This is a genomic window from Trichloromonas sp. (genome assembly GCF_034006665.1).
Taxonomy (GTDB): Bacteria; Desulfobacterota; Desulfuromonadia; order Desulfuromonadales; family Trichloromonadaceae; genus Trichloromonas.
Genome location: NZ_JAVESI010000001.1, coordinates 203482 through 227488 on the forward strand (window position 1 = coordinate 203482; position 24007 = coordinate 227488).

General features: G+C 60.6%; 23 protein-coding genes. 1 reads left to right on the plus strand and 22 read right to left on the minus strand.

Annotated features, from left to right (window positions below; all coding sequences use genetic code 11):
- Positions 1-3 precede the first annotated feature (3 nt).
- From fliQ to RBR25_RS01115, 22 genes are all read right to left on the minus strand, one after another.
- Positions 4-273 (minus strand): flagellar biosynthesis protein FliQ, encoded by a 270-nt coding sequence (gene fliQ / locus RBR25_RS01010; RefSeq protein WP_432817655.1) that lies wholly within the window; start codon positions 271-273, stop codon positions 4-6.
- 54 nt (positions 274-327) lie between these two features.
- A complete protein-coding gene (gene fliP / locus RBR25_RS01015) occupies positions 328-1062 on the minus strand; it encodes a flagellar type III secretion system pore protein FliP (protein ID WP_432817656.1) in 735 nt (244 codons plus the stop codon).
- Entirely contained in the window at positions 1059-1448 is a 390-nt protein-coding gene (locus RBR25_RS01020) for a flagellar biosynthetic protein FliO (protein WP_432817657.1), read from the minus strand. Before RBR25_RS01020 ends, fliP begins: the two co-directional genes overlap by 4 nt.
- A gap of 13 nt (positions 1449-1461) precedes the next feature.
- Positions 1462-1758, minus strand: a complete 297-nt coding sequence (gene fliN / locus RBR25_RS01025; RefSeq protein ID WP_432817658.1) for a flagellar motor switch protein FliN — start codon at positions 1756-1758, stop codon at positions 1462-1464.
- Positions 1758-2747, minus strand: coding sequence for a flagellar motor switch protein FliM (locus RBR25_RS01030; RefSeq protein WP_432817659.1), 990 nt, complete (start codon positions 2745-2747; stop codon positions 1758-1760). The genes fliN and RBR25_RS01030 overlap by 1 nt, the downstream gene beginning before the upstream one ends.
- A gap of 8 nt (positions 2748-2755) precedes the next feature.
- The gene (locus tag RBR25_RS01035; protein WP_432817660.1) at positions 2756-3262 is read right to left on the minus strand and encodes a flagellar basal body-associated FliL family protein; all 507 of its coding nucleotides are present in this window, start codon (positions 3260-3262) and stop codon (positions 2756-2758) included.
- Positions 3263-3318: 56 nt separating this feature from the next.
- On the minus strand, positions 3319-4056 hold the full coding sequence (locus RBR25_RS01040) for an OmpA/MotB family protein (RefSeq protein WP_432817661.1): 738 nt from the start codon (positions 4054-4056) through the stop codon (positions 3319-3321).
- 25 nt (positions 4057-4081) lie between these two features.
- On the minus strand, positions 4082-4849 hold the full coding sequence (locus RBR25_RS01045; RefSeq protein ID WP_432817662.1) for a motility protein A: 768 nt from the start codon (positions 4847-4849) through the stop codon (positions 4082-4084).
- Positions 4850-5043: 194 nt separating this feature from the next.
- A complete protein-coding gene (locus tag RBR25_RS01050) occupies positions 5044-7731 on the minus strand; it encodes a flagellar hook-basal body complex protein (protein ID WP_432817663.1) in 2688 nt (895 codons plus the stop codon).
- Positions 7732-7805: 74 nt separating this feature from the next.
- Positions 7806-8192 (minus strand): TIGR02530 family flagellar biosynthesis protein, encoded by a 387-nt coding sequence (locus RBR25_RS01055; RefSeq protein WP_432817664.1) that lies wholly within the window; start codon positions 8190-8192, stop codon positions 7806-7808.
- 16 nt (positions 8193-8208) lie between these two features.
- Positions 8209-8952 (minus strand): flagellar hook assembly protein FlgD, encoded by a 744-nt coding sequence (locus RBR25_RS01060; protein WP_432817665.1) that lies wholly within the window; start codon positions 8950-8952, stop codon positions 8209-8211.
- 190 nt (positions 8953-9142) lie between these two features.
- A complete protein-coding gene (locus tag RBR25_RS01065; RefSeq protein ID WP_432817666.1) occupies positions 9143-10063 on the minus strand; it encodes a flagellar hook-length control protein FliK in 921 nt (306 codons plus the stop codon).
- Positions 10064-11754: 1691 nt separating this feature from the next.
- On the minus strand, positions 11755-12270 hold the full coding sequence (locus tag RBR25_RS01070) for a MotE family protein (protein ID WP_432817667.1): 516 nt from the start codon (positions 12268-12270) through the stop codon (positions 11755-11757).
- 14 nt (positions 12271-12284) lie between these two features.
- A complete protein-coding gene (fliJ, locus tag RBR25_RS01075; RefSeq protein ID WP_432817668.1) occupies positions 12285-12716 on the minus strand; it encodes a flagellar export protein FliJ in 432 nt (143 codons plus the stop codon).
- Positions 12717-12887: 171 nt separating this feature from the next.
- On the minus strand, positions 12888-14192 hold the full coding sequence (locus RBR25_RS01080) for a FliI/YscN family ATPase (protein WP_432817669.1): 1305 nt from the start codon (positions 14190-14192) through the stop codon (positions 12888-12890).
- The gene (locus tag RBR25_RS01085; protein ID WP_432817670.1) at positions 14193-14882 is read right to left on the minus strand and encodes a FliH/SctL family protein; all 690 of its coding nucleotides are present in this window, start codon (positions 14880-14882) and stop codon (positions 14193-14195) included.
- A complete protein-coding gene (gene fliG, locus RBR25_RS01090) occupies positions 14869-15888 on the minus strand; it encodes a flagellar motor switch protein FliG (RefSeq protein ID WP_432817671.1) in 1020 nt (339 codons plus the stop codon). Before fliG ends, RBR25_RS01085 begins: the two co-directional genes overlap by 14 nt.
- 1 nt (position 15889) lies before the next feature.
- Positions 15890-17446, minus strand: coding sequence for a flagellar basal-body MS-ring/collar protein FliF (gene fliF / locus RBR25_RS01095; RefSeq protein ID WP_432817672.1), 1557 nt, complete (start codon positions 17444-17446; stop codon positions 15890-15892).
- A 57-nt stretch (positions 17447-17503) separates the two neighbouring features.
- A complete protein-coding gene (gene fliE, locus RBR25_RS01100) occupies positions 17504-17806 on the minus strand; it encodes a flagellar hook-basal body complex protein FliE (protein ID WP_432817673.1) in 303 nt (100 codons plus the stop codon).
- 3 nt (positions 17807-17809) lie between these two features.
- Positions 17810-18241 carry a flagellar basal body rod protein FlgC gene (gene flgC / locus RBR25_RS01105; RefSeq protein WP_432817674.1) on the minus strand — a complete coding sequence of 144 codons (432 nt, stop codon included), beginning with the start codon at positions 18239-18241 and terminating at the stop codon, positions 17810-17812.
- Between the two features lie 10 nt (positions 18242-18251).
- Positions 18252-18665 carry a flagellar basal body rod protein FlgB gene (gene flgB / locus RBR25_RS01110; protein WP_432817675.1) on the minus strand — a complete coding sequence of 138 codons (414 nt, stop codon included), beginning with the start codon at positions 18663-18665 and terminating at the stop codon, positions 18252-18254.
- A gap of 43 nt (positions 18666-18708) precedes the next feature.
- Positions 18709-21120, minus strand: a complete 2412-nt coding sequence (locus tag RBR25_RS01115) for a hypothetical protein (RefSeq protein ID WP_432817676.1) — start codon at positions 21118-21120, stop codon at positions 18709-18711.
- A 355-nt stretch (positions 21121-21475) separates the two neighbouring features.
- Between RBR25_RS01115 and RBR25_RS01120 the strand changes: the two genes are divergently transcribed.
- Entirely contained in the window at positions 21476-23971 is a 2496-nt protein-coding gene (locus RBR25_RS01120) for a chemotaxis protein CheA (protein WP_432817677.1), read from the plus strand.
- Positions 23972-24007: the final 36 nt, after the last annotated feature.

Below are 24007 nucleotides of genomic sequence, written 5' to 3' on the forward strand. Positions count from 1 at the left end.
GGCTCAGATCCCGGTGCCGGCGATGCCCACGAGGATGCCGGAAGTGAAGGCGAGCAGTTTCTGGATCATCCACGGAGCGAAGATGATCAGCGACACCAGAACCGCGACGATCTTCGGGATGAAGGTCATGGTCTGCTCGTTGATCTGGGTCGCGGCCTGGAAGATGCTGATGAGCAGGCCGACCACCAGGGCGCAGATGAGCATGGGCGCGGCCAAAAGCAGAACCAGCTCTACCGATTGGCGACCGAGGGCAACGACGAATTCGGGGGTCATAAGGTTCCTCCGGTGGTTCCTGCGTTTTGCGAATGGGCGTTTTTCATCCGTCTGCTAATAAAAACTTTTGACTAAGGAACCGACCACCAGCGCCCAGCCGTCCACCAGCACGAAGAGCAAAATCTTGAAAGGGAGCGAGATGATCGGCGGCGGCAGCATCATCATGCCCATGGCCATGAGTACCGAAGCGACGACCATGTCGACCACCAGAAAGGGGATGTAGATCATGAAGCCCATCTGGAAGGCCCGTTTCAGCTCAGAGAGCATGAAAGCCGGAATCAGGGTCAGAGTCGGCACGTCGTCCTTGGTCGCCGGCGCCTCGACCCGGGCGATCTCCATGAGCAGCGCCAGATCCTTCTCGGCGGTCTGCGCGAGCATGAAGTCGCGCATGGGATCGAGGGCCCGCTCCAAAGCGATTTGCTGGTTGAGTTCGTTCTTGAGATAGGGTTGCAGAGCGGTCTCGTTGATTTTGGTCCAGACCGGCGCCATGATGAAAAGGGTCAGAAAAAGCGCCAGCCCGATCACCACCTGATTCGGAGGAAGCTGCTGGGTGCCCATCGCCTGGCGGACGAAGGAGAGAACGATGACCACCCGGGTAAAGGCGGTGGTCATGAGCAGGATCGCCGGCGCCACGGAGAGAACCGTCAGCACCATCAAGACTTGCAGCGCCGTGGAGACCTGCCCCGGCGCCGTCGCCTCGCCGATGCCGAAAGTCAACGTCGGCAAGCCCTGGGCCTGGGCCAGGGCGGGCAACAGCAGCAGAAAAACGACGGCAAAGGCGGCTTTCATGAAGATTCCCCCGGTTCTTTCTCCAGGGTCTCGGCGAAGCTCGTCTTCGGGCCCTCCAGGCGCGCCAGCAGCTCGACCCGGTCGCCCCCCAGGCCGAGGAGGAATTCCTCGTCCCGCACCCGGATCAGACAGACGCCCTTTTTCGTTCCCAGGGAGCGCATCTCCAGGACCCTGATCTGCCCTCCCCGGGCTACGGGCAGCAGGCCGAAACCCTTGCGGCTCGCCCCATAGAGCAGAAGGATCAAGCCGAGGACGAGCAGCAGGGCGACGATCAACTTCACCCAGGGGATGAAAAGATCCCCGCCGCCGGAGACCGCCTCGGCCCCGACCGGAGAAGCCGTTGCCAAGAGCAAAAGGATGGCTTGCGCCTTCATCATCAACCGCATACCGCCCGCCTTTTCAGCCCAGGTTCTCAATGCGCTCGGCGGGACTGACCACATCGGTCAAGCGGATACCGAACTTCTCGTTGACCAACACCGCCTCGCCCCGAGCGATGAGCCGCGCGTTGACGTAGACGTCGAGGGGCTCCCCCGCCAGTTTATCGAGCTCGATGACCGTTCCCTCCTGCATTTCCAGCAGTTCCTTGATGAGAATGCGGCTGCGGCCGACCTCCACGGAAATCTGCAGGGGAATGTCGAGCAGAAATTCGAGGTTCTTCACCTCGCCTTGGCCCTGGGCCTGTTTGCCGTTGTCCATTATTTACTCCGTTGCGGCATCCGGTTGATGATGCGAATCGCTTTATTGCCGTTCTGGGTTCCCCCCGTCGCCCAGAACTTGGGACGGCCTTCGACCAGCACCTTGAGGGGAACGTTGGGGGCGCAGCCCAGGTCGATAATATCCCCCTCCTGAAAGTTGAGGATGTCCCGCACCATGACCACCACCTCGGCGACCTGGGCCGAAATTTCCACCGGCATAGCCGCCACCCCTTCGGCGAGCAGTCCCGGCCATTCGTCGCTGTTGCGCAGTTCCACCGACAGGGTCGACTCACGCAGCCTCTCCCGCAACGGCTCCAGGGAGGCGTGGGGAATGACCAGGGTCATCACCCCGGAAAGACCCTCCAGGTTCACCCCGAAGGTCACGACCAGAATCCCCGCCTCGGGGGGAACGATGTTGACCAGCCGCGGGTTGGTCTCAACCTTGAGCAGCTGCGGATGTAACTGCTCCACCGGCTCGAAGGCCTTTTTCAGATCGGGACAGAGGGAGGTCATCAAACCCTTGAGCAGGGTGGTTTCGATGCTGGTCAGGGAGCGCTGCAAAGGGACGATCTTCTTGATCGCGCCGCCCAAGAGAATTTCCAGAAGGATAAAGGCAAGCTCGCCGCTGTAAATGAGCAGCGCCCCCGACTTGAAGGGTTCGAGATCGAGCAGACCAATGGCGGCGTTGTTTTGCACCGTCTCCAGATATTCGGCGAAGCCGAGGGAGTCGCTACCGGTATATTTGACCGTAACCTGCCGTTGCAGGCGATTGGTCAGGGTAATGCCGTAGCTGCGGCCGATAGCCTCGAAGATGAGATCGAGATTGGGAATCCGCCAGCGCCCCAGACCGCCCCGGCCACCGACCAGGTTGAGTCCGCGCACCGGCTGATCGCTCGGCGGCGGCGGCACCTCGACGGCGGTCTCGATGGTCCCGTGCTGGACCGCCGAGAGAAGTTCCGCAATTTCTTCCCTGCTGAGGATACGATCCACGGTCGCCTCTACTGAACCACGAAATCAGTGAAATAGATGGTCTTGATCTTGCCCGTGGTCAACAGGGCGTTGAGCTTGCCGATCAGATCGGCGCGCAGTTGCAGCTTTCCCTGAAGATCGCGGATTTCATCGAAGGTCTTGCTTCCCAGATAAAGCAGAATGGTGTCGCGCACCTGGGCCTTGCGCCCCTCGACTTCCGCCAGCCCTTCGGGGGTGAGCAGCTCCAAGGTCATGGAGACCTTGAGATAGCGGGTGCCTTCGGCGTCGAGGATGTTGACGATAAAATCGTCCAGCGGCAGCATCGGCCCAACCGGCGCCACCCCCGTCTCGGCCGGCTTGTCCGCGGCGGCGGGCGTTTTGGCGGCTTCCGGCTTGGCGGCGCTGCCGGCACCAAGAAAGTAGGCACCGACGCCTACCCCGGCAAGAAGCAGCACCGCTCCGACGATGATGAGAATGAGCTTGAGCTTGCCGCCGCCTTTTGCTTCGCCTTTATCGTCGCTCTTGTTTTCGGCCATGATTTCTTCTCGTTTCCCGGCGGAACGGGGCACGCCCCGTGAGATTCATTTCCGCCTTAAAAGGGGACTTGTTTTCCGGCATCGATCAGATAGGGGAGCCCCTCGCGATTGCCGCCGATACTTTCCAGAACAAACTCGACCCGCCGGTTGAGGGCCTGGGCCGCCTCGCTTTTATCAGGGGTCAGGGGACGGCGGGAACCGTAACCCACCGCCGACATGCGATCGAGGGGGACGAGGTTTTCCCGCTCGAAGAACTTCAGGGTCGAAACGGCTCGGGCGATGGAAATATCCCAGTTGGAAAGACCGCTCGCGGGAGGCGTATCGTCCGTATGCCCTTCAATACGCAGATTGAGAGGCAGATTCGCGATCAGGGCGGCGACATCCCGCAGTACCGGGTAGGCCTCGGGGCTCACCTCGGTCTGGCCGGAAGCAAAAAGGATCGCCGCGTCGACCCGCAGGATGACCGCGCCGCGATCCTTGACCAGTTGAATACGCCGGTCGATCTTCAGCTGATTCATCTGGGTGAGCATGCGCTGATAGAGGCGGCTGGTGAAATCGTCCTGAATCGGCGCGAACTCAACCACTTTCGGCTTGGAAATCGTCGTCTGGCTCCCGCCACCCATTACGCCGAAGGCACTGCGCAGCGATCCGGCCGCTTCCTCGAATTTGATCTTATCCATATTGGCCATGGACAAAAGGAGCACGAAGAAGGTCAGCAGCAGGGTCACCATGTCGCTGAAGGTGACCATCCAGGCCGGAGCGCCGGGGTCTTGTTTTTTCGGTCTTTTTGCCATCTGCATGCCGCCTTTTGGGGTGCCGCTACTTCTTGAAATTGCTCTCGCGCAGCTTGGGCGCCACGAAGGTATGCAGCTTCTGCTCCATCAACCGGGGATTCTCCCCCGCCAGCACGCAGCGCATCCCCTCGGCGATGAGGGTTTTGCTCAAAATTTCCTCGCCGCTGCGGTTTTTCAATTTCCCGGCGATGGGCAGACAAAGGATGTTGGCGATGATCGAGCCGTAAAAGGTGGTCAACAGCGCCACCGCCATGGCCGGACCGATGGAAGAAGGGTCGCTCATGCTCTGGAGCATCTGCACCAGGCCGATCAGGGTGCCGATCATCCCCATGGCCGGGGCGTAACTGCCCATGGCGATAAAGATATCCGCCCCCGACTCGTGCCGTTCCTGAATGTATTCGATCTCCTTGTCGAGCATTTCCTTCATCGCCTCGGCCTCCTGTCCGTCCACCGCCATCTGCAGCGCCTTCTGGAAGAAAGGATCCTTGACTTCGTCGAGAAAGGATTCGAGGGCCAGGATCCCTTCCTTGCGCGCCTTGCCGGCGAATTGAATAAGCTGGGCGATGATCGCCTGGGGCGCCGTCTCCTGATGAAAGACGGTCTTTTTGAAAACCGCCATGGCCCCAAAGACGGACTTGAAGGGATAGTGAACCAGAGTGGCGCCGACGGTTCCGCCGAGCACAATCATCATCGAGGGCGGATCGACAAAGAGCATCAACGATCCCCCCGACATGATGGCGACGATCATGAGGGCAAAAGCGGCAACAATTCCGACGACAGTCGAGAGATCCACGAGGGGCTACTCCAGAGAGAAAGGCCAGCGGCGCGAGCCGTCCGGCATGCCTGCCGAGACTATGAGCAAATGCCATGCCAGTGAGTGCGGTTGATGAAAATGCGGCGAAAAGCGGATGAAACCTCCATTCCCGCGGCAAAAAAATGGCCGGGAACCCATCCCGGCCATTTTCTGTCAAAATATTGACTTATAGATTAACGCTTCAGGTTGATCAGCTCGTTGAGCATCTCGTCGGTGGTGGTGATGATCTTCGAGTTGGCCTGGAAGCCGCGCTGGGTGGTGATCATGGCGACGAATTCGGCGGCCAAGTCGACGTTCGACTGCTCCAGCGAGTTGGTGAAGATCTGCCCGATACCGGAACCGACGGTACCGACGATGGCGGCACCAGACGATCCCGAAGCACTGAACATGTTATTACCAACCTTGGTCAGCCCTGCGGCATTACTGAACTTGGCCAAGGCGATACGGTACAGGCTGCGAGGCAGACCGTTGGAATAGTTACCCAAAATATTTCCTTCGTTGTCGAGGGAGAGCTGGGCGACGGTCCCGGTACCATAGCCGTCCTGATCCTGGCTGATAACCACCGAGGCGTTGGACCACTGGGTGGTGTTGAAGTCGATATTGAGTTGCACGGACGGATCCGAGTTGTTGTTCCACGACAGGTCATTGGGCGAGGAAGTCAGACCGCTAGGAAAATTCGGATCAAGGGTACCGTCTTCAAGAAATCGTAGAACGCCGCTGGAGATCAAATAAGGTCCATCTTGCGGAGGGTTCAGATTTAATTCGGCGGCGTTTACAGTGATGTTATATTCCCACTCTAGGGGGTTTGTCTGAGGATTCAGCTTGGAAAAGTAAACCGTGACCTGATGGGGGTTTCCCAGAGAGTCATAAATCGTCACCGAGTTGGCGTAGTTGGATGTTTCTTCCGGAACAGCGATGTCAAAACCAGCATCGCGGCCGTTTGTACCTTCGTTGAAAACCAAACCGTAAGTACTATCCGTTCCTCGATTGATCGTCAATTCGCCAATGTCGGTTCCCTTGGCTTGAATTTCAAGCCCGCTGAAAACAGTAGTTTTCAGATTTCCATTGAGACCCACAATATACTCGGAAAGATTCGCCTCCGCCCCAATGTTGATCACTTCAATATTGCTCCCATCGATGCTGGTCAAAGTCATCACATGGGTATTCGGATCTATAACAGCCTTTACACCGACAGGGTTAAGCTTATCATTGAAATGTTGCTCCACGGCGCTATCATAACTAGCTTGATCTAATGTCGGGCTAATCGTCCCCTCGAGGCTCACTCCATTAATGAGCAGTTTGGGCATGGGGTTTTCAGGAAGAGGTGCACCTTCAGTTTCAGGGAGTTCGGTATCAACGATCGACCAGCCAGTAAGATGCTGATCTTCTACTTTACCCAAGCTAAAAGAGCCTGGAATAACGATACCTTCGGCATTGATCCCTGGAACATTGGCAATTGCTTTACTAATTTCGAGTGCAGAACCCTGATTGTAAGTTCCTGCCCCTTCGACTTCGAGCGCATATTCATCTATTTCAAGTTGGCCACTAGGATCGTCAAAATTTATTACAAGTTGTCCACTAGGATCAGTAAAGTCTGTGGCACCGCCTCCAACAGGATAGTAGCCAGCCTCTCGACCATAGATCCCTTGTTCGAAAGCCAGACCGAAAGCCTCTCCCGTACCAACTTCTATATTTAATGGAGCGGATTCAATACTTAAAGCACTGAAAACTGTTTTTTCATAGCCTAGTGAAAGAGATTCTATTTTCGCAGAAAGATCTGCAGGAGAATTTATTTCAATGTTACTTCCATCAAGGCTTCTTATAATCAGGGTATTATCTGCCCCAACTGAAGCCTCGACCCCTTTTGCGGCCAAGTCAGCATTCAGTGTATTTATCAAGTTATTGTTATAAGTTGCTTGGTCCGCTCCGGTTATGACTTTTGTATCAAAAGAAACCCCATTTATTGTCAGACCTGTAATCGTCCAGTCGGCCGGAGGATCTGCAACTATAATCTTACCCAAGTTGATAGAACTTGGATTGATTGTAGAAGCAACTGCAGGATCAGCAGCACTGGAGTCGATGGCTGCTTTGATTTCTTTGGCTGAACCTTGATTATAGGTGCCAGCTCCAGCAACTGCGAGGAGTGCTCCATTGATCTTCAAAATACCGTTGGGGTCTGCGGCACAGTTGGGGTCTGTGGCGTCTCCTGCCGGACCATCATAAACACGGCTACCCACATCATACGTCCCAGTTGTAGCTTCTACCCACTGAACCGTGGGTTCGGACGTAGGAAGGGTACGGCCGACGCCGATGAATTTGCCGATGATCGGCGCCGGATATTGTGCAGCAGCATCGAGGTTGGTGGTAAAGGTGACGTTCTCGGTCGCTTTAGGCGGACTCAGAGTGGTGGTGTCGACCTTGATCTCAGTCAGGTCACCGGAAACGTTACCAGCATCGTTGAGAGAGTAACCGACAACGCGATACCCTTCGGGGGACACCAAGTAGCCCTCAGCGTCCCAGCGGAAAGACCCGGCTCGGGTATAAGAATCCGTATTGGTGCCGGGGTCACGAATGATGAAGAAACCGTCCCCTTCAATCGCTAGGTCTGTGTTCTTGGCGGTATTTTCGAAGGTACCTTGAGTAAAGATATTGTCGACGGATGACATGCCTGCTCCGCGACCAATCTGAGATGCCCCACCGGAGCCAGAAATGGTACTGGAAAGCAGGTCGGCAAAGACCGAACGTCCCGACTTATAACCAATGGTGTTGCTGTTGGCGATATTGTTACCAATGACACTGAGAGCGTTCCCGTTGGTGTTGAGACCGCTAACGCCGCTGTACAATGAAGAGAGGATACTCATGATGTGCCTCCTGTCGAGAGGATCGCCGCTGTCGGTTGGCGATCCGCGAACCTCCCGCGCGGGGACCGGTTCGGCTATGCGATGATTGCGCTGTCGATGTTGGTGAAGACGTTGTCTTTCAAACTGTTTTGATCAACCACGGTAACGACCGTATGGTTTTTGACACTGACGACCATGGCAGTCTGATCGATCAGGACCAGGGAATCTCGCCCCCCTTTGGCGTCGAGTTGGGCAACCGCCTGTTCGACCCGGGCCAACTGCTCCGGCGCCAGGGCAATGCCGCGGCTCTCCATGCGCTGGCGGGCGTGCTGGGAAAAGCGTAAAGGTTCTTTTCCCAGCCGGCCTTCGAGGATCTCCCCGAAGGAAGGGCCGGGCCGGGGCGAACCCTTGTTGACCCTGGCCGGGCCGGGGTTACCGGCAGGCTGGATCGGGGTAGGGAAAATCCGCAGTTGCTCGTCCATGTCATCCTCGCCCGGGTTACATGAGCAGTTGGTTGACGTTGCTGATGGCGGCCTGGGAAACCGCGCCGGCCGTGGTCATCAGTTCGTTGCCGGCAGCGCCGATCTCGACTCCGGAGACCGTTCCGCGGATGAGGCTTGAAGCCGTGACCTTGCTTTCATCCTCACTGGCGGCCGCCGCGTTTTTGGCTTTGACTTCGACGGTGTAGTTCCCAGCGGGAAGGAGATTGCCGCTGGAACCCTTGCCGTCCCAAGCGACGAAGTGATCGCCGGCGGCCGCCGGCGGCTCCTTGATGGTGGCTACCAAAACATTCTGATCATCGAAGATGTTCAGCTCCACCTCGGTCGCAGCACTCTCCAGCCGATAGCCGAGTTGGCCGTCGAGAACGCCGGCGGGGAAGCCGAGACGATCGTTCAATTCCGCATCCGGGGAAGGGGCGAGAGTCAGATCTGTCGACTCGGCCACCACCTCTTTACCAATGAGGCTGAGAGCAGTGAGACGCTGCACATCGGCGCTCGATTCGCTCATTTTAGCCAGATGCTCGTTCGTGGCAAACTGTTGCTCCAGCGAGCTGTACTGGGCCAGTTGCGCGGTAAATTCCGTGGGATCCTGAGGATTGAGCGGATCTTGGTTCTGCAGCTGCGCCACCAACAACGTCAGAAACTCGGTCTTGCCGATCTCCTTGCTCAAGGCGGCAGACTTGCTCTCGCCGCTCTTCGTGGAAACGGCGCTGGCGGCGCCTATTGCGCTGACGTCTGTCATAACTTTGACACTCCCTTCCAATGCGCGAAACTTCATCGCCCGGTTCGGCGAAATAGCTTCTCTTTGCCAGACTTATCGGAATCTCTCGGGGAAGTCTTTAGGGCTCTTTTCACCTTGCACGAAATTTTCACTCATAAAAAACCCCCATCCGATTTCTCGAACAGGGGCGTCAATCTTGAAGAAAAGACCCTCAGACCCGCAGGCTGATACCGCCGGGGCGGGAGTTGGCCGGAGAAGGCGGGGGCGTAACCAGCGGTTCCTCCTCGCCGGCCGTACGCTCGCCGGAACGTCCGGCAGATCGGGCGGCGAAAAAGGACTGGCGGGATTCCTGAAATGAGCCGCGCCCCCCCTGCCCCGGTGAATCGTAAGTGACCTGGGCCTCTTCCAGCTTCAAACCCTGCTGTTCAAAAGATTCGCGCAGACGCGGCAAATATTTTTCCAGCACTTCCTGAACCTGCTGGTTCTGGGCGTGCAACTGAAGCCGCACCCGGTCCCCTTCCACCGTCAGATCGAGCTTGACCTGCCCCAATTCTTCCGGATAGAGGCGCATGGTGAGACGGCTGTGCCGCTGACCGTCGACCAGAGTCAGACGGCTTGCCACCTGCTGATAGACCTGCTCCTCGGGCACCGGCAAAGTCAAGGGCGTGGCGGCGGCCGGCGTACCGGCGCCGGCAGAGGCGGCCTGGGGGGTTGCGGCCCCTTGCCCCACGGCGGAAAATACCGGGGAATTCGCCCCATTATCGGCAGAGGCCCGGAAAATTCCCGTTTCCGCCTGCGCCCCGGGCTCACGGAAGAGCAATTCGACCCCCTCCCCTTTGCCGGCGTCCATCACCGGCAACGATTCCCCTTGCGCGACCGAAACACGAACCGCCCCTGGCGCTTCGCCCAAGAGCTGGGCGAAACGGCGATCCGAAGAGGTATCCAGTCGTTGCCCACGAAAATCTTCCCGCAACCTTAACGGCGTCGTCATTTCCGGCGGAATGACGACGGCCGAAGCCGAAATCGGATCGAAGGTGGGAGTGCTGGGGGAGGATGGGGAACTTTGCACGGCAGGCGATTGCGGCAAAGCGACCCGCAAGGACTCGATCACTTCCGCCCCGCGCTCACCCATGCGAAAAGTCGGGGGGACAACCGCCTTGTTTCCGGAAGGTTGTGGTTGTAATCCAGGCATTGCAACTTTTTGAGAATCAGCCCTTTCGCCATTAATCCACTTTTGTGAAAGAACGGGCTCTGTGTCCCCCTCCCCAGGCGCGGCTTCCGTTCTCGAAGAAATGTGCGGAGCGGCCGACTCCGGATTTGCGACGGCTCGTTTCACGGGAGAATTCGCATCCCCCCCCGTGAAATCGGCAACAGGACGAACCGGATCGGGAATTGACGCACTTGTCGTCCGTTCAGGAGCAACATTCTCAGGCGCAACGGTCGGGGCGGCGGACTCAACGACCTGAGCCGTCACCCGCCCCGGAGTGGACGCAATGTCGACTCCCGGGCGCGACGATGCAACCGAAGGCGCACCCGCCTTATTTATGGCAACAGATTCCGAATCAAGCTCTTCTCCCGAAAACCTTGGTCGGTCGAGCACCACGGGATTTTCAACAGTCCATTCTGCCTGCATGCCGACTTCTGCCGCCAGAGGATCAACGACAGGACGAGTCAAATCGGGGATTGACGCATGTGTCGCCCGTTCAGGTGCAACATTCTCAGGCACAACGGTCGGGGCGGCGAACTCAACGGTCTTTGCCGCCCGCTCCGGAATGGACGCCACATCTTCGGCTTCCGGCAGCGGCGAAGCGGCCGGAAGCGCCCCCGCCTTATCCATAAGAACGGGCTCTACCCCAGGCTGATCAGCGAACAGAGAAGTTCCCTCACCAGCTTGTGCCGATGCCAAGTCGATTTCAGGCGTCCTTTCCGAGACTGAGGCAGCACCGTCAGATTTTTCCAAGACTGGAGCAATTGTCGGCGCCTCCGCTCCTTCGGGGGAAGTCGCGGCAGAGACTGGAACGACGTCCTCTTCCGTCACAAATGAAGAAACCGGGGGAAATTTCCCTTCATCTCTGCCGCCCGCCTCTTTCAGTGGAGGCGACCCAAGGCTTTGGGCCGAAACTGTGACCGAGTGAATGTCCGCGGAAGACAGATCCACAGCCGAATCTGTGGAAGACGGTAAAATCCGGTTTCCCTTATTCAAGGCCAGCCCGGGCTTTTGACCCGCCGGGGGTACGGAGGCTGTCTCCAGAACCTCTGAAGAAGAATCGAGAATCGCTTCGGGAACGCCGGCGAGCAGGTCAGGGGTATCGGAATGGCCAATGCCGGCGGTAGCGGGAGAGGTTAGCGAAGGGCGTGGCAACACCTCCGGCGACGACGCTATCTGCGTGCCATCAACCAAAGGGCTTTTGGCAGCCTGGGGCGCGGAGGCGAAAAGGGCCTTCGCTTCCACCACTGGACCTGTAGCAGAGAACAAAGGCTGCGATTCGGCAAGCGGAAGGATTTCAGTTTTCTGGGATACCCGTCCCGGGGTCGCGGGAGTGGATTTATCCCGGGAGGAGGTTCCCTTTTCTGCTGAAAGGGAATTATCGCTATTCTGGGGGAAGTCGCCTTCCCGTGAGGAGGATTGATTCTGTGGGGGGGCGGCGGATGTGGTCACCGTCGACGCGAGGGCGTCCTGTTGCTGCCGCAAGGAGCGGGCAAAACCACCGCCGTCCGACGCGGGAGGGGCGGTCGGGTTCGCCGTAGGCAACAGGCTGTCGAGGGAAACGGGGGGAATTTGCATACTGGCTCACCCTTCACGGAAGAATGGAAGAGCCCGGCTTAATCCTTGACGAGGGTGGAATAGGAAGTGCTCAGGAGACGCGCCTGTTCCGGAGGCATGTTTTCCAGCAGGGCGCCGGCGGCCTTGGCCTTCATACCGGCCAGAATCCGCACCGCCAGTTCCCGTTCGAGCTCGGCGAGAAGAACCGCGCCCTGGGCGGGGTCCATCTTTTCGTACATCTTGCCGAGCCCCTGGATCCGTTGGGCCTCCACCTCGTCCTTGGCTTCCAGCAGACGACTCAGGTCGTCCCGCGCCTGCTGGAGCTGGGCTAACTTCTTATCGACCTCGGTCTCCAGGGTCTTTAGTTCTAATTCCCGCAGGGTGAGTTTTTCTTCCCGAGCGGCGAATTCCTGCTGCAACGCCTCTCGCTCCTCTTGCAGGGAAAAGAGCAGACGGCGCTGTTCCAGGGAATCGATGGCGGGGAGCAGGCTATCCTCGCCGCCGGTGGGCGGCGCTCCGCCAACGAGCAGAAGGCCCGTCAAGGTGATCGATAAGAGCAGAAATCCGGGACGCATGGCCTTACTCCTGACTACTTCCTGAAATTTCGCACGGCGACTTCATCGAGCTGCACCGCCTCTTTGTGCAGTTCTTCGGCATAGGCTTCACGCAGATGCTTTTCCTTGAGCTTGTCCAGCAGTTGCCGCTCCTGACTGGCGACGCACAGCGCCTGGCGTCGGCGCTCGACCTCGTCGCGGGCGGCCTCTAAGCGCTCCACCAGCTCCGCCACCTGGCCCATGGCATGGCCGATGTGATTGCTGTAGAGCGAGAACTCGAAAGCATCCAGCCCCTTGCGCTGCAAATCCTCGAATTCCTCCCGCAGGGCATCCAACTCACGGCGTTTGGCGGTCAATTCCCCGAGCAGGCGGTTCTCCTGGTCGAGAGCCTCGGCGTGGGCCTGCTGCGCCAGGCTCTCCAGGCGTTCCCGGTAGTCGAGCACGGTTTGCAGCTTGAATTTCGCCATGACCAAAATCCTTTACGCCGTGGTGCGAGCTTTCTGGAATCGTTACCTAAGGCTGATCAAAAATGCCCAGATGCAAGGCGCCCGAAATCCGAAGAGTGAGGCGTACCCGTAGGTACGTCGCAGCGATGAGGATGAGGGCAACGCCGCAGATAGGCGTTTTTTATCAGCCTTTCAGTCGAGGCCCAGTTCCTTGAGCTGGGTGAGCGTCGTCGGCATATCGAACCATTCCCCCATCTCCTGACGGAGAAAGCGAGTGACCGCATCGATCTTGGCTACCGCCCGATCGATGCGGGGGTTGCTGCCGGCGACGTAAGCGCCGATGTTGATGAGATCCTCGGCCTCGCGGTAGGTGGCGAGAACCTCCCGCAAAAGACCGCTGCGCTTGAAATGCTGGGGATCGACGATGTCGCGCATGACGCGGCTGGCCGAGGCGAGGATGTCGATGGCCGGATAGTGGTTGCGGGCCGCCAGCTGCCGGGAAAGGACGATGTGGCCGTCGAGAATGGAGCGCACCGCGTCGGCGATCGGCTCGTTCATGTCGTCGCCGTCGACGAGCACGGTGTAGAGGCCGGTGATGCTGCCACCGGCCTTGAAATTTCCGGCTCGTTCCAGCAGCTTGGGGAGGGTGGCGAAGACCGAGGGGGTATAACCCTTGGTGGTGGGCGGCTCGCCGACAGCCAGGCCGACTTCGCGCATGGCCATGGCGAAGCGGGTCGCCGAATCCATCATGAGCAGCACGTTCTTGCCTTGGGCGCAGAAATGCTCGGCGATGGTGGTCGCCACGAAGGCGCCGCGCATGCGCAACAGCGGTGACTGGTCGGAAGTGGCGACGACCACCACCGACCGGGCCAGACCCTCGGGCCCTAGGTCGCGCTCGATGAATTCGCCGACCTCGCGACCGCGCTCGCCGATCAGGGCGATGACGTTGACATCGGCCCGGGCGAAGCGAGCCATGGTGCCGAGGAGAACACTCTTGCCGACCCCAGAACCGGCCATGATGCCCATGCGCTGACCGGTGCCGCAGGTCAGCAGGGCGTTGATGGACCGCACCCCAAGATCGAGAGGGGTGGTGATCTTGCGCCGTTCCAGAGGACCGGCGGGGAGGGCGTAAATGGGCATTTCGTGATCGAGAGGGGGCAGGGGCGGCCCGTCGATAGGCTCGCCCATGGCATCCACCACCCGCCCGAGCAGGCCGTCGCCGACCTTCTGGGTGGCGCTGCTGCGGCAGACCTGGATGAGGCTTCCCGGCCCGAGGCCGCGCAGTTCGCCGAGAGGCATGAGTAGCGCCCGGGAATCGCGGAAACCGACGACTTCGGCGGGAACCGGCGCGCCGCCGTCCTTGGGCGTGAGCATGCACAGGGTGCCGACCGAGGCGTCGGGACAGTAGCCCTCCACCACCAAGCCGACGATATTGGTGACCTTGCCCCGCACCCGCATGGGATTGAAGCCTTGCAGCTCACCAACCAGGTTGGTCATCTAACCCCCTCCGGCGGCGCGCAGAATCTTTTCGCGGATCTCGTCCAGCTGGCTTTCGATGGTGGCGTCCACCTGCCCCAGTTCCGACTCAACCAGGCAACCGCCCCGGGCGATGGCCGAGTCTTCCTCTACGGTCAGATTCTTCAGCCCGCTGATACTCGCCATAAGCAGAGGCTTTTTCTCCATGACCACCGCCATGTCGTCGGGATGCACCTTGATGTGATAGCTGTCGGCATCGGCGGCGGCCTGCAGGGCCTTGACGATGGTGTGATGGATGATTTCGGGATTGAGAGAGACGGCGCAGGGGATGATCTGTTCGGCAATGGCCAGAACCAGGCGCAGCATGTCGTCGGAGCTGTTTTTCAGGATCGATTCCCGCAGGCGACTGAGCTCCTCAACCGCCGAAGCGAAGGCCTGAATGGTCGGACCGAGGCGTTTTTCCATCTCTTCGGCCCCTTCCCGCTTGCCCCGGGCATAGGCTTCGGCGGCCTGGGCCTCGCTCTCCCGGGACGGACCTGCCGGGGCATGAACCCGGGCGCCATCGGCGGCGGCCGCCGGCGCAGCGGCAACGGCCTCGCGGAAAACCGCACCCCCCGGCACCATTCCGCCGTCGCCACCGGCGAAGTCGGCAAAGACCAGGCGTTGCAGGTCGCTGCACTCGTTCCCTTTGTAAATTCTAGACCAGGACATCGGAGACTCCTCTTCCCGGGATGACGACCTTGCCCTCTTCCTCCAGCTTCAGCGCCACTTGGATGATCTCCTGCTGGGCCGCTTCGACGTCGGCGAGGCGTACCGGCGCCATCGCCGCCATGTCCTCCTTGATCATGTCCACGGCGCGACTGGAAATGTTGGCGAAAAGCTTGTTGGTGAGCTCCTCGGAGGCGGTTTTAAGGGCCACCACCAAGGTGTCGTTGTTGACTTCGCGAAGAATCTGCTGCAAGCCCCGGCCGTCGATGTAGACCAGATCGTCGAAGACGAAGAGCCGGCGACGGATGGTCTCCGCCAGTTCCGCGTCGGTCTCCTCGATCATGCCGAGGATGACGCGATCCTTTCCTTTCTTCATGCGCCCGAGGATATCGACGACCTTGTCGACGCCGCCGACCTGCTGCTGTTCGCTGTCGACCACGGCGCCGATCTCCCGGCGCAGGGACTCCTCGATATCGTTGATGACCTCAGGCGAAACTTTGTCGATGCGCGCCATGCGATAGACGATCTCGGCCCGCATCGCCTCGCTGAAGCCTTCGAGAATCTTGCTGGTATGCTCCGGGGTCTGGGTCGAAAGGATCAGAGCGATGGTCTGGGGATGCTCGTTCTGGAGGATGCCGGCGACCATACGCGGCTCCATCATGGCGATCGTCTCCAAGGGGCGAAAACTGGCCCCGGCAGCGAGCTGATCCATGAGCGCCGCCCTGCGGTCTTTGTTGGAGCTGCCGGAGATGGCTTTCTTGACGAACTCGTCGCCGCGCACGAAAAGCCCCGCCAGTTCCTCCTCGGCCTTGAGAAAATGATCCACCACCTGCTTGGCGACATCGGCGGGCACATGCTCAATACTCATCATGCAGCGGCTGATCTTGCGCACTTCGCTGTCGTCGAGACGCTCGAAGATGCGCGCGGTCGCCTCCTCGCCGAGGCAGAAGAGCAACATGGCGGCCCGCTCCACTCCGGACAGACGCGATAAGAGACCCGTTCCCGCCATCTCAGCCCTCTCTCAACCAGGTCTTGATGATCTGGGCGAACGCCCCCTGTTCCTGCAGGGCCAGCTCGCGCAGGCGCTCGGCCGGATCGTTCTGCGGCCGGGGCAGGGCCTCGGTGCGATTGAGCTCGGCCTCCAGCTCTTCGACGGTCTTCATCGGCGTCACCACCCGGGCGGAGCCCTGCAGGGTGCGCAGCATCGGCCGGGCAAGAAGGAGATAGAGCAGGAGCGCGCCGACGAGGAGCAGTCCGTACTTGATGAAGGGCATGTACTGGTACAGTCCGGGACCTTCCAGGCTCTCGGTGGAGGCCATCTCGAAGAGGGTGCTCTCGAAGGGCATGGAACTGACTTCGAGCTTGTCGCCGCGGGTCGCGTCGATGCCCAGGGCGCTGCTCACCATGGCGCGAATCGCCTCCAGTTCCTTGGCATCGCGGGGAACCGGCGCGGCCTCCGCCTCCCCTTCGCCCGCCGGTGCCGGGCGGTCGGCGACCAGCACCGCCACGGAGAGCTGTTTGACGGTACCGACGGGGAAGACCTTGCGGCTGACGACCTTGCTGACCTCGTAGTTGATCGTCTCTTCATTGCGGCTCGATGCACTCATGCCGGTCGCCGGCGCCGCCTCCCCCAGGTTCGAGGCCACGCCCGGCACCCCGGCAGCGGTGGGCGCGCCGTTCTTTTCCTGGCTGCTCTGCTCGCTGCGCACGGCGGTGCGGTTGGGATCGTAACTCTCCTCGGTCTGTTCCTGCTGCATGAAATCGACGGCGGCGGTGACCCGCACCACCGAGTTGCCGGCCCCGAGGGCCTGGTCGAGAAGGGACTGGGCGCGACTTTCCAGACGCCGCTCCAGGGTCTGCTGGTAATCGAGCATGCCCGGGGTCATCGGCCCGGCGATTTCATCAGAGGGGTTGGTGCTGAGAATCTTGCCGCTGGAGTCGACAACCGTGACATTCTCGGGCTCGATGCCGTCAACACTGCCGGCGACCAGATGGATGATCCCCTGGATCTGGCTCTCCTTGAGCTGACGACCGGCCCCCAGTTTGAGGATGACCGAGGCGCTGCCGACTTTCTGCTGTTCGCTGAAGAGGCGTTTTTCCGGCAGGGCCAGATGCACCCGCGCCCCTTCCACCGGCGCCAGGGAGGCGATGGTCCGCGACAGTTCCCCCTGCTGGGCGCGCAGATAGTTGATCTTCTGGGCGAAGTCGGTCATCCCGAAGCTCTGCTGGTCGAAGATCTCGAAACCGACGCCGCCCCCCCGGGGCAGGCCGGCGCCGGCCAGTTCCAGACGGGTCTCGTAGACCTGGTCGGCGGGAATGTGGATGGCGGTGCCGTTGCTCTCCAGGCGATAGGGGATCTTCCGTTCCTTGAGCCACGCCACCACCTCGGCGGCATCAGCGCTCTCCATCTGGGCGAAGAGCAGGTGATAGTCGGCCACCCGCGCCTGGAGGATGATGGCGGCAAAGACCGCCGCGCAGATCAGCGCCACCGCCAGCAGACTCAGTTTGCGGGACGTCGGCCAAGCACCCACCGTGCGCATCAGATTTCTATTCGTTGCCACCGCCATTGCCGAAACCTCTCTTCAACACAATCGAATTATCGACCATCCCTCCGACCCGGGAGATTAGACCTGCATCCGCATGATTTCCTGATAGGCCTCAAGCACCTTGTTGCGCATCTGCACCGCCAGTTTCAGCGAGATATCGGCTTTTTCCATGGCGATCATAATCTCGTGCAGATTCCGCGATTCACCGGTCTGCAACTGTTCCACCGCCAGATCGGCCTCGGCCTGGGCGCTGTTCACCGAGTCGAGAGCCTCGCCCAGAGCCTTGGCGAAACCGCCGTTACCCCCCTGCGCCGGAGCGCCGGATGGGGCGGGGGGAGTGGAAATCTGGCGCAGATGGGAGAGCAGGGTAATATCGCTCATGGCTTACCGTCCTATTTCAAGAGCTTTGAGAGCCATCCGCTTGGCCGCCTTGATGGCGGTGACGTTCGCCTCGTAGGCCCGGGTGGCGCTGGTCATGTCGACCATCTCGTCGAGCAGGTTGACGTTGGGGAGCAGCACCTGACCGGCCTCGTCGGCATCGGGATGGGAGGGATCGTAAATGACTCGGGGGGGAGCGTTGTCGACCTGGATGGCGGCGACTTCCACGCCCTGCACCCCTCCTTTCAAGCTTTGTTCCAATTTTTTCGCAAAAGGGCTCTCGGTGGAACGAAAGACCACTTCCCGCTTACGATAGGGACCGCCGTCGGGCGTGCGGGTGGTTTCGATGTTGGCCAGGTTGGAACTGATGGTATTGAGGCGAACCTGTTGCGCCGCCAGCGCCGAGGAACTGATCTTGAGCGAATCGAAGATGTCCATCTAGTCCTCCCTATTGCCCGTTCTGGGCAACGTATTTGAGCAATCCGAGCTTCTTGCTGATGACCTGGGTGGCGGTTTCGTACAAAAGCTGGTTTTCCGCCAGGGCAATCATCTCCCGCTCCAGATCGACCCCGTTACGGTCGCCGAAGCCGAGGGTGTCCGGTTCGCGGATGAGCTTCCCTCGCACCCCTGAGAGGTCGCCGGCGCCAATGGGGAAATGGGCGGGATGACTCGTCGCCGGGCCCCCGGGCAAAGGCTTGAGGGCCTGGCGCAGCTGCTCTTCGAACTCCAGACGCGAGGGCGTATAGCCGGGAGTTTCGGCGTTGGCGATGTTCGAGGCGATGACCTCCTGGGCGCGCTGGCGCATATCCAGGGTCTTTTCCAGCAGGCGGATCGATGAATCGAAAAGTTCCAATTTGGGCATGGTTTGGGTTCCTTTACCGCAGATGACGGGATGAATGATCCCGCTACCGGGATGTCTCTGCAAACAACGCGCCCGAAGCGGCCTGGCGCCACTGGGGAGCTTCCCCCTTTTCGGCCAGATCCTCCCATAACTTAAGGGCTTCTCCCCGGCGACCGAGGGCAAGAAGAATCTGCCCCTGCCGGTAGCGGGCCTGATCGGCGAGGCCGGCGACCCCTTCCAGCTCGCGATAGAGGGGCAGGGCCGCGTCGTGGCGCTTGCGGCTGAACTCGGCCTCGGCCCACAACAGCAAGTGCTGCGGGTGCGCCGCGCGAGCCGCCGGATCGGCCAAGGCCCGGGCCAGAGACTCGGCCGTCCGGTTCATGTCCGCCACCTCCCAGAAGACCGTTCCGGCCAGAAAATCGAGCTCTAGGGTACGCTTCAGTTCGGTGGAAGTCAAAATTTTGGCAGCCTCCGGATACGCCTTTCGTGCCGTCAGCGCCTTCAGTTTGTAAAACAACGCCTCGGAACGCAACGCGCCCTTGGGGAAGCGCTCCAGATAACGGTCGGCGTATTCGATAACCAGCCGGTGATCGTCCCTGGCCGCCAAAACCGTCAACAGCGGTTCATAGAAAGGCTCCTCCCCCGCCTCCCCCCGGTAGGCATCGAGCATGTAGAAATAGACCTCGGCGGCCTTGTCAAGCAGCCCCAAGCGGCGCAGGGCACTGCCCAGATCGAGGAGCAGGCCGCTGTCCGCGCCGAGCGCCACCAGCCGGTCCCGGTATTTTTCCACCAAGACCAAGGCCCCAAAATAGTTCTCCCGACCGACCTCCAGGCGGATAACCCGGGGCAGGATTTCATTGAGCAGGGCCTGGGCAAAATCCCGGAACCGGCCCTGGCGGTGCTGACGGATGAATTCTTCGAGAAACCCCAGGGAAGAGCGATCGACACTTTGCAGAGCCGCGAGCAGGACATGTTTGAAGGCCGCCTCCTCGCGCAACTCCCGACTGGCGGCGGTCACGCCCAGCTGCTGATAGTCGAGGACTTTCATGAACCCTTTCTCGGCGGGGGCAGCCAGCACCTCCCGATCGAGAATCAGCAGTCGTGCCCGCTGCGCGGCTTCCTCCCCCTCCGGTCCGGCGGCCAGGGTCCGCAGCTGCGACATTCCCGCATCCACCCGGCCGTCGCGGATCAGGGCGCGGGCATGGCCGAAAGCGGCAAGATTCCCGGCAGAGTCATTGCCGGCGACTTGGGCCAGCTCGGCGTAGCGGGCGACGGCGGCGGCGAAATCCCCTTTGCGGTAACAGGCCTCGGCCAGACGCGCCAGGGATTGGGGAAAGGCCCCCCAGGCCCTGATCTGTTCGCCTAGGGCCCGGTAACGGTCGAGAGCCGCGGCGCTATCGCCGAGATCGAAGAGGGCGTCGGCGCGGACGCGCTCGCCGTAGAGGGAGAGCGGCGCAGCCAGAGGTTCCTGGTCGAGGTTCGCCAGTGCCGCCTTCGGCCGCTCGGTGGCAAGTTCGACCTCGGCCTGCAGCAACCGTCCCAACTGCCGGTAGTAGGCGGCGTCCGTCGCCGTCTGCTGGAGGGTATCGAGAAGAAAGCCCGAATCATAGGGTTCCCCCCGCAGGGCCCGCAGATAGCCGAGCAGGTAGAGGGCGCGACTGCGCAGAAGCGATTCGGGAAAAGCGCGCAGGAACTCGTCGAGCACCGTCTGGGCACGTGCGGATTCACCGAGGCGCAGCAGGGTTTCGCCAAACAGCAGGGCGTACGCTTCGCGATCCACGCCCTGGAGTCCCTCCGGAGCGACAGCGTCGAGAAGCTCCCGCGCCCGGCGCCAGCTCCCGCCCCGCAACGCCTCCACACCCTGGGCCAGACGGGCGCCAACGGCACCGGTGGTCGCCGGACTGAAAACCAGCAGCGGCAAGGGGGGCAAAGCGTAGCGCACCGGAACGGCAACACGCAGGGGCGTTTCATGATCCTCGCAGAAACGCTGCCAGGAAGCGGCGAAATCCTTCCCTTCGAGAATGTTCTTCACCACCTCTCCGCCCTGCAGCGCCGTCAGCCGGGGCGCATTTCGGGAGATGGCCAGGCGCGCCGGCGCACGACCGTTCCCCCAGTCGAGGTGAAGAAGCAGGCGGCGATTTTCCGCATCGGTCAAGACTTTGACACTCGCCGGAGCCGTGCGCAGCAAAAAAGAAACCATCAGCTCCGGCCCTTTCCGGGCGAGCAGCACCTTCAGCACCTTGCCGTCCTCCGGCGGCGCCGGCAAGGTCGAAGCATCGGCGTCGGTCAAAAAAAGGTCGACACGCTGCCCGGAGACTTCCAGGCGATGCGCGGGGAGAGCGGAAAAGTCGAGACTCAGGTGGGTCGAGGTAGTCTCGTCCGCCTTGGTGATGCGGTGCAATTGGATCGGCGCCGCCGCCGGCACCGCGACGGCGAGGATCAACAGCAGAATCGAAGTGGCTACGAGAATGCGCAAAGGGCCTCCACGAAGATGATTTCATCCGCGGATGAATCTTGCCATTTATGTGCCAAGGGGACAGACGGTCCAACGACAGAAAGCGTTCGGTCACCATCCGGTCAAAATCCGTTCAGGTCGCCGTAACGACACCGGATAACCGGGTTTTTGACAGAATCACCGGCGGCAAATCTTCGGCGGCACTAGGTAAAGCCCTCATCTCGGGGGTTTTACCTAGGAAAATCAAGGCCCTGGAGAAATCACCAGGAAGCAAAAAAAAGTGGTGCGAAATTTGTATAGCCAAGAAAGCGGTATTTTCGTCCCCCAACTCCACCCTGCCCGCAAAGTATTCCTCGCAGGGCGCACAGAGGTGTTCATGAGTAACGATATTTCCAGCGACCAAATTGAGATTATCCTGGAATTTGTCCAGGAAAGTCGTGACATGATCGACCAGTTGGAGCCCATCATCATCGAGCTGGGACAGAGCTGCCAGCCAGGAGACTGCTGGGAAATCCTCGGTTGCAGCCAGGCCGACTGCCATCGCCAGGGGCGCTCACCGGACTTCCCCTGCTGGCTCGATACAGGCTACATCGGTGACGGCAAGCAGACCTGCCCCCATGCCAATTCCGAGCAGGAATGCAAGAACTGCCCTGTCTTCCAGCGTATCAACGGCAACGTCGATACCATCAACGCCATCTTCCGGCTCTTCCATTCGATGAAGGGAAGCGCCGGTTTTCTCGACCTGACCAACCTCTCAGGGGTGGCCCACGCCGCCGAAAGTCTGCTCGATCTGATCCGCGCCGGCAAGATCATGATGGATCCCTCCCACGTCGAACTCCTCTGCCAGTCCTGCGACTTCGCCAAGGAAGCCCTCGATCTGGTCGAGCGGGACTATACCGACCAAGCGATGGCTGACGTCGCCGAAGACACGAAAAGCCGTCTGGTTCAGGCAACGGAACTGGCCCAGGAACGCATCCGGCACGGTGCCGCAGAACCTTTAACCGCCCCGGCAGCGGAAGCCGTGGCCCCTGCGGGCAAGAAACTCGCCATCGACAGCAGCTTCGAACTGGAAATCACCCCGGAGATGGTGGAGCGTTTCGCCCAGGAGGCGGATGAACTTCTGCAGAACGCCGAACAGGGGCTGCTGCAATGGACCGAAGCCAAGCCTGCCACCGAAGTGGTGGCGGACCTCTTCCGCCATATCCACAGCTTCAAGGGAAACTGCGGCTTTTTCGGCTACGCCGACCTGGAACGTCTCAGCCATCAGATGGAATCGGTCCTCGACCTGGTCAAGTCGGGCAAGGATCTCGGCGACGGCAAACCAGCCGAGATTCTCCTCGACTGCCTCGACTCCTTGCGCGCGGCGGTGGCCGACGTCACCAACGGCGGCTCCGGCGACATCGCTACCCTGACGACACTGCTGAAAGAGCTCGACGCCCTGATGGATCCGCCCGCTGCCGTCAAAGGGGAAGCATCCCCTGCTCCGGATCCACCGACGGCGGCTCCCGAACCAACCTCCGTCGCCGCTCCGGAAGCAACCGCGCCCCCGGCCGCCCCCTCCAAACCGGCACCCGCGCCCGATCCCGTCGCGCCGAAAACGCCATCGGCTCCTTCCAAGGTGCCGGTCGCGGCGCCCGCGCCGGCGCCTCCGGCCAAAGCGGCCGCCGGAGCCAAACCGGCGGCGGCGCAGCGCCAGGACATCCGGGTCGACCTGGAGAAACTCGACCAGCTCATCAACCTGATCGGTGAGATGGTCATTGCCGAGAATATGCTTATCCATAATCCCGACATCGCCGGGCTGGAATTGGAAAACTTCCACAAGGCCGGCCAGCAGATGAGCAAGCTGGTGCGCGAGCTCCAGGAAATCGCCATGACGATCCGCATGATCCCGGTTTCCGGCCTCTTCCGGCGTATGATCCGGCTGGTTCACGACCTCTCGCTGAAGGCCGGCAAAAAGGTCGAACTGATCCTCTCCGGCGAGGATACCGAGGTCGACAAGACGGTGGTCGAAACCATCACCGATCCCCTGGTCCACCTCATCCGCAACTCCCTCGACCACGGCCTCGAACCCCCGGACGAGCGGCTGCGCGCCGGCAAACCGGAAAAAGGGGTGGTACGCCTCTCCGCCCGCCACGAGGAGGGGGAGGTGTGGATCACCATCGAGGACGACGGTCGCGGCCTCAACCGCGAAAAGATCCTGTCCAAGGCGATCAGCAAGGGACTGATCGACGGCGACGGCTCGGACATGAGCGACAAGGCGATCTACAACCTGATTTTCCAGGCCGGCTTCTCCACCGCCGACAAGATCACCGACGTTTCCGGCCGCGGAGTCGGCATGGACGTGGTCAAGCAGAACATCGAAAAAATCAAGGGGAAGATCGAGGTCACCAGCAAGCCCGGCCAAGGCTCGCGCATGGTGCTGCGCATCCCCCTGACCCTGGGGATCATCGACGGCATGATGGTGCGGGTCGGCGACGCCAAGTGCATCGTCCCGACCCTGGCCATCCGCGAGGCCTTCCGCCCGCAGGAGAGCGCCATCACCATCACCCCTGACGGTCAAGAGCTGGCCCGAGTGCGGGAGAACTTCTTCCCCGTCATCCGCCTCCACGAGGTGCTGAAAAAGGAACCGGAATCCCAAGCCCTGCCCGACGGCATCCTGATCCTGCTGGAATACCAGGACAAGGGGGTCTGCCTTTTCGTCGACGAAATCGTCGGCCAACAGCAGACGGTCATCAAAGGCCTCTCCGATTACATCGGCAACGTGCGCTGGGTCTCCGGCTGCACCATCCTCGGTGACGGCGAGGTCTGTCTGATCCTCGACGTCGGACACCTGGTCGATATATTTGAAGAAAAAGAAACCCTCGGCATTTAGCTTCCCATTTATCGCGGTAAGAGCAGGAGTACACCG

Bases quoted from the DNA above. Each gene is read 5' to 3' on its own strand.
- RBR25_RS01040 (WP_432817661.1), bottom strand. From the start codon at position 4,056: ATGGCAAAAAGACCGAAAAAACAAGACCCCGGCGCTCCGGCCTGGATG.
- fliP (WP_432817656.1), bottom strand. From the start codon at position 1,062: ATGAAAGCCGCCTTTGCCGTCGTTTTTCTGCTGCTGTTGCCCGCCCTG.
- fliQ (WP_432817655.1), bottom strand. From the start codon at position 273: ATGACCCCCGAATTCGTCGTTGCCCTCGGTCGCCAATCGGTAGAGCTG.
- RBR25_RS01070 (WP_432817667.1), bottom strand. From the start codon at position 12,270: ATGCGTCCCGGATTTCTGCTCTTATCGATCACCTTGACGGGCCTTCTG.
- RBR25_RS01060 (WP_432817665.1), bottom strand. From the start codon at position 8,952: ATGACAGACGTCAGCGCAATAGGCGCCGCCAGCGCCGTTTCCACGAAG.
- RBR25_RS01050 (WP_432817663.1), bottom strand. From the start codon at position 7,731: ATGAGTATCCTCTCTTCATTGTACAGCGGCGTTAGCGGTCTCAACACC.
- RBR25_RS01020 (WP_432817657.1), bottom strand. From the start codon at position 1,448: ATGCGGTTGATGATGAAGGCGCAAGCCATCCTTTTGCTCTTGGCAACG.
- fliF (WP_432817672.1), bottom strand. From the start codon at position 17,446: ATGGCGGTGGCAACGAATAGAAATCTGATGCGCACGGTGGGTGCTTGG.
- fliE (WP_432817673.1), bottom strand. From the start codon at position 17,806: ATGAGCGATATTACCCTGCTCTCCCATCTGCGCCAGATTTCCACTCCC.
- RBR25_RS01065 (WP_432817666.1), bottom strand. From the start codon at position 10,063: ATGGGTGAGCGCGGGGCGGAAGTGATCGAGTCCTTGCGGGTCGCTTTG.
- fliJ (WP_432817668.1), bottom strand. From the start codon at position 12,716: ATGGCGAAATTCAAGCTGCAAACCGTGCTCGACTACCGGGAACGCCTG.
- RBR25_RS01080 (WP_432817669.1), bottom strand. From the start codon at position 14,192: ATGACCAACCTGGTTGGTGAGCTGCAAGGCTTCAATCCCATGCGGGTG.
- flgB (WP_432817675.1), bottom strand. From the start codon at position 18,665: ATGCCCAAATTGGAACTTTTCGATTCATCGATCCGCCTGCTGGAAAAG.
- fliG (WP_432817671.1), bottom strand. From the start codon at position 15,888: ATGGCGGGAACGGGTCTCTTATCGCGTCTGTCCGGAGTGGAGCGGGCC.
- RBR25_RS01085 (WP_432817670.1), bottom strand. From the start codon at position 14,882: ATGTCCTGGTCTAGAATTTACAAAGGGAACGAGTGCAGCGACCTGCAA.
- RBR25_RS01035 (WP_432817660.1), bottom strand. From the start codon at position 3,262: ATGGCCGAAAACAAGAGCGACGATAAAGGCGAAGCAAAAGGCGGCGGC.
- RBR25_RS01055 (WP_432817664.1), bottom strand. From the start codon at position 8,192: ATGGACGAGCAACTGCGGATTTTCCCTACCCCGATCCAGCCTGCCGGT.
- RBR25_RS01120 (WP_432817677.1), top strand. From the start codon at position 21,476: ATGAGTAACGATATTTCCAGCGACCAAATTGAGATTATCCTGGAATTT.
- flgC (WP_432817674.1), bottom strand. From the start codon at position 18,241: ATGGACATCTTCGATTCGCTCAAGATCAGTTCCTCGGCGCTGGCGGCG.
- fliN (WP_432817658.1), bottom strand. From the start codon at position 1,758: ATGGACAACGGCAAACAGGCCCAGGGCCAAGGCGAGGTGAAGAACCTC.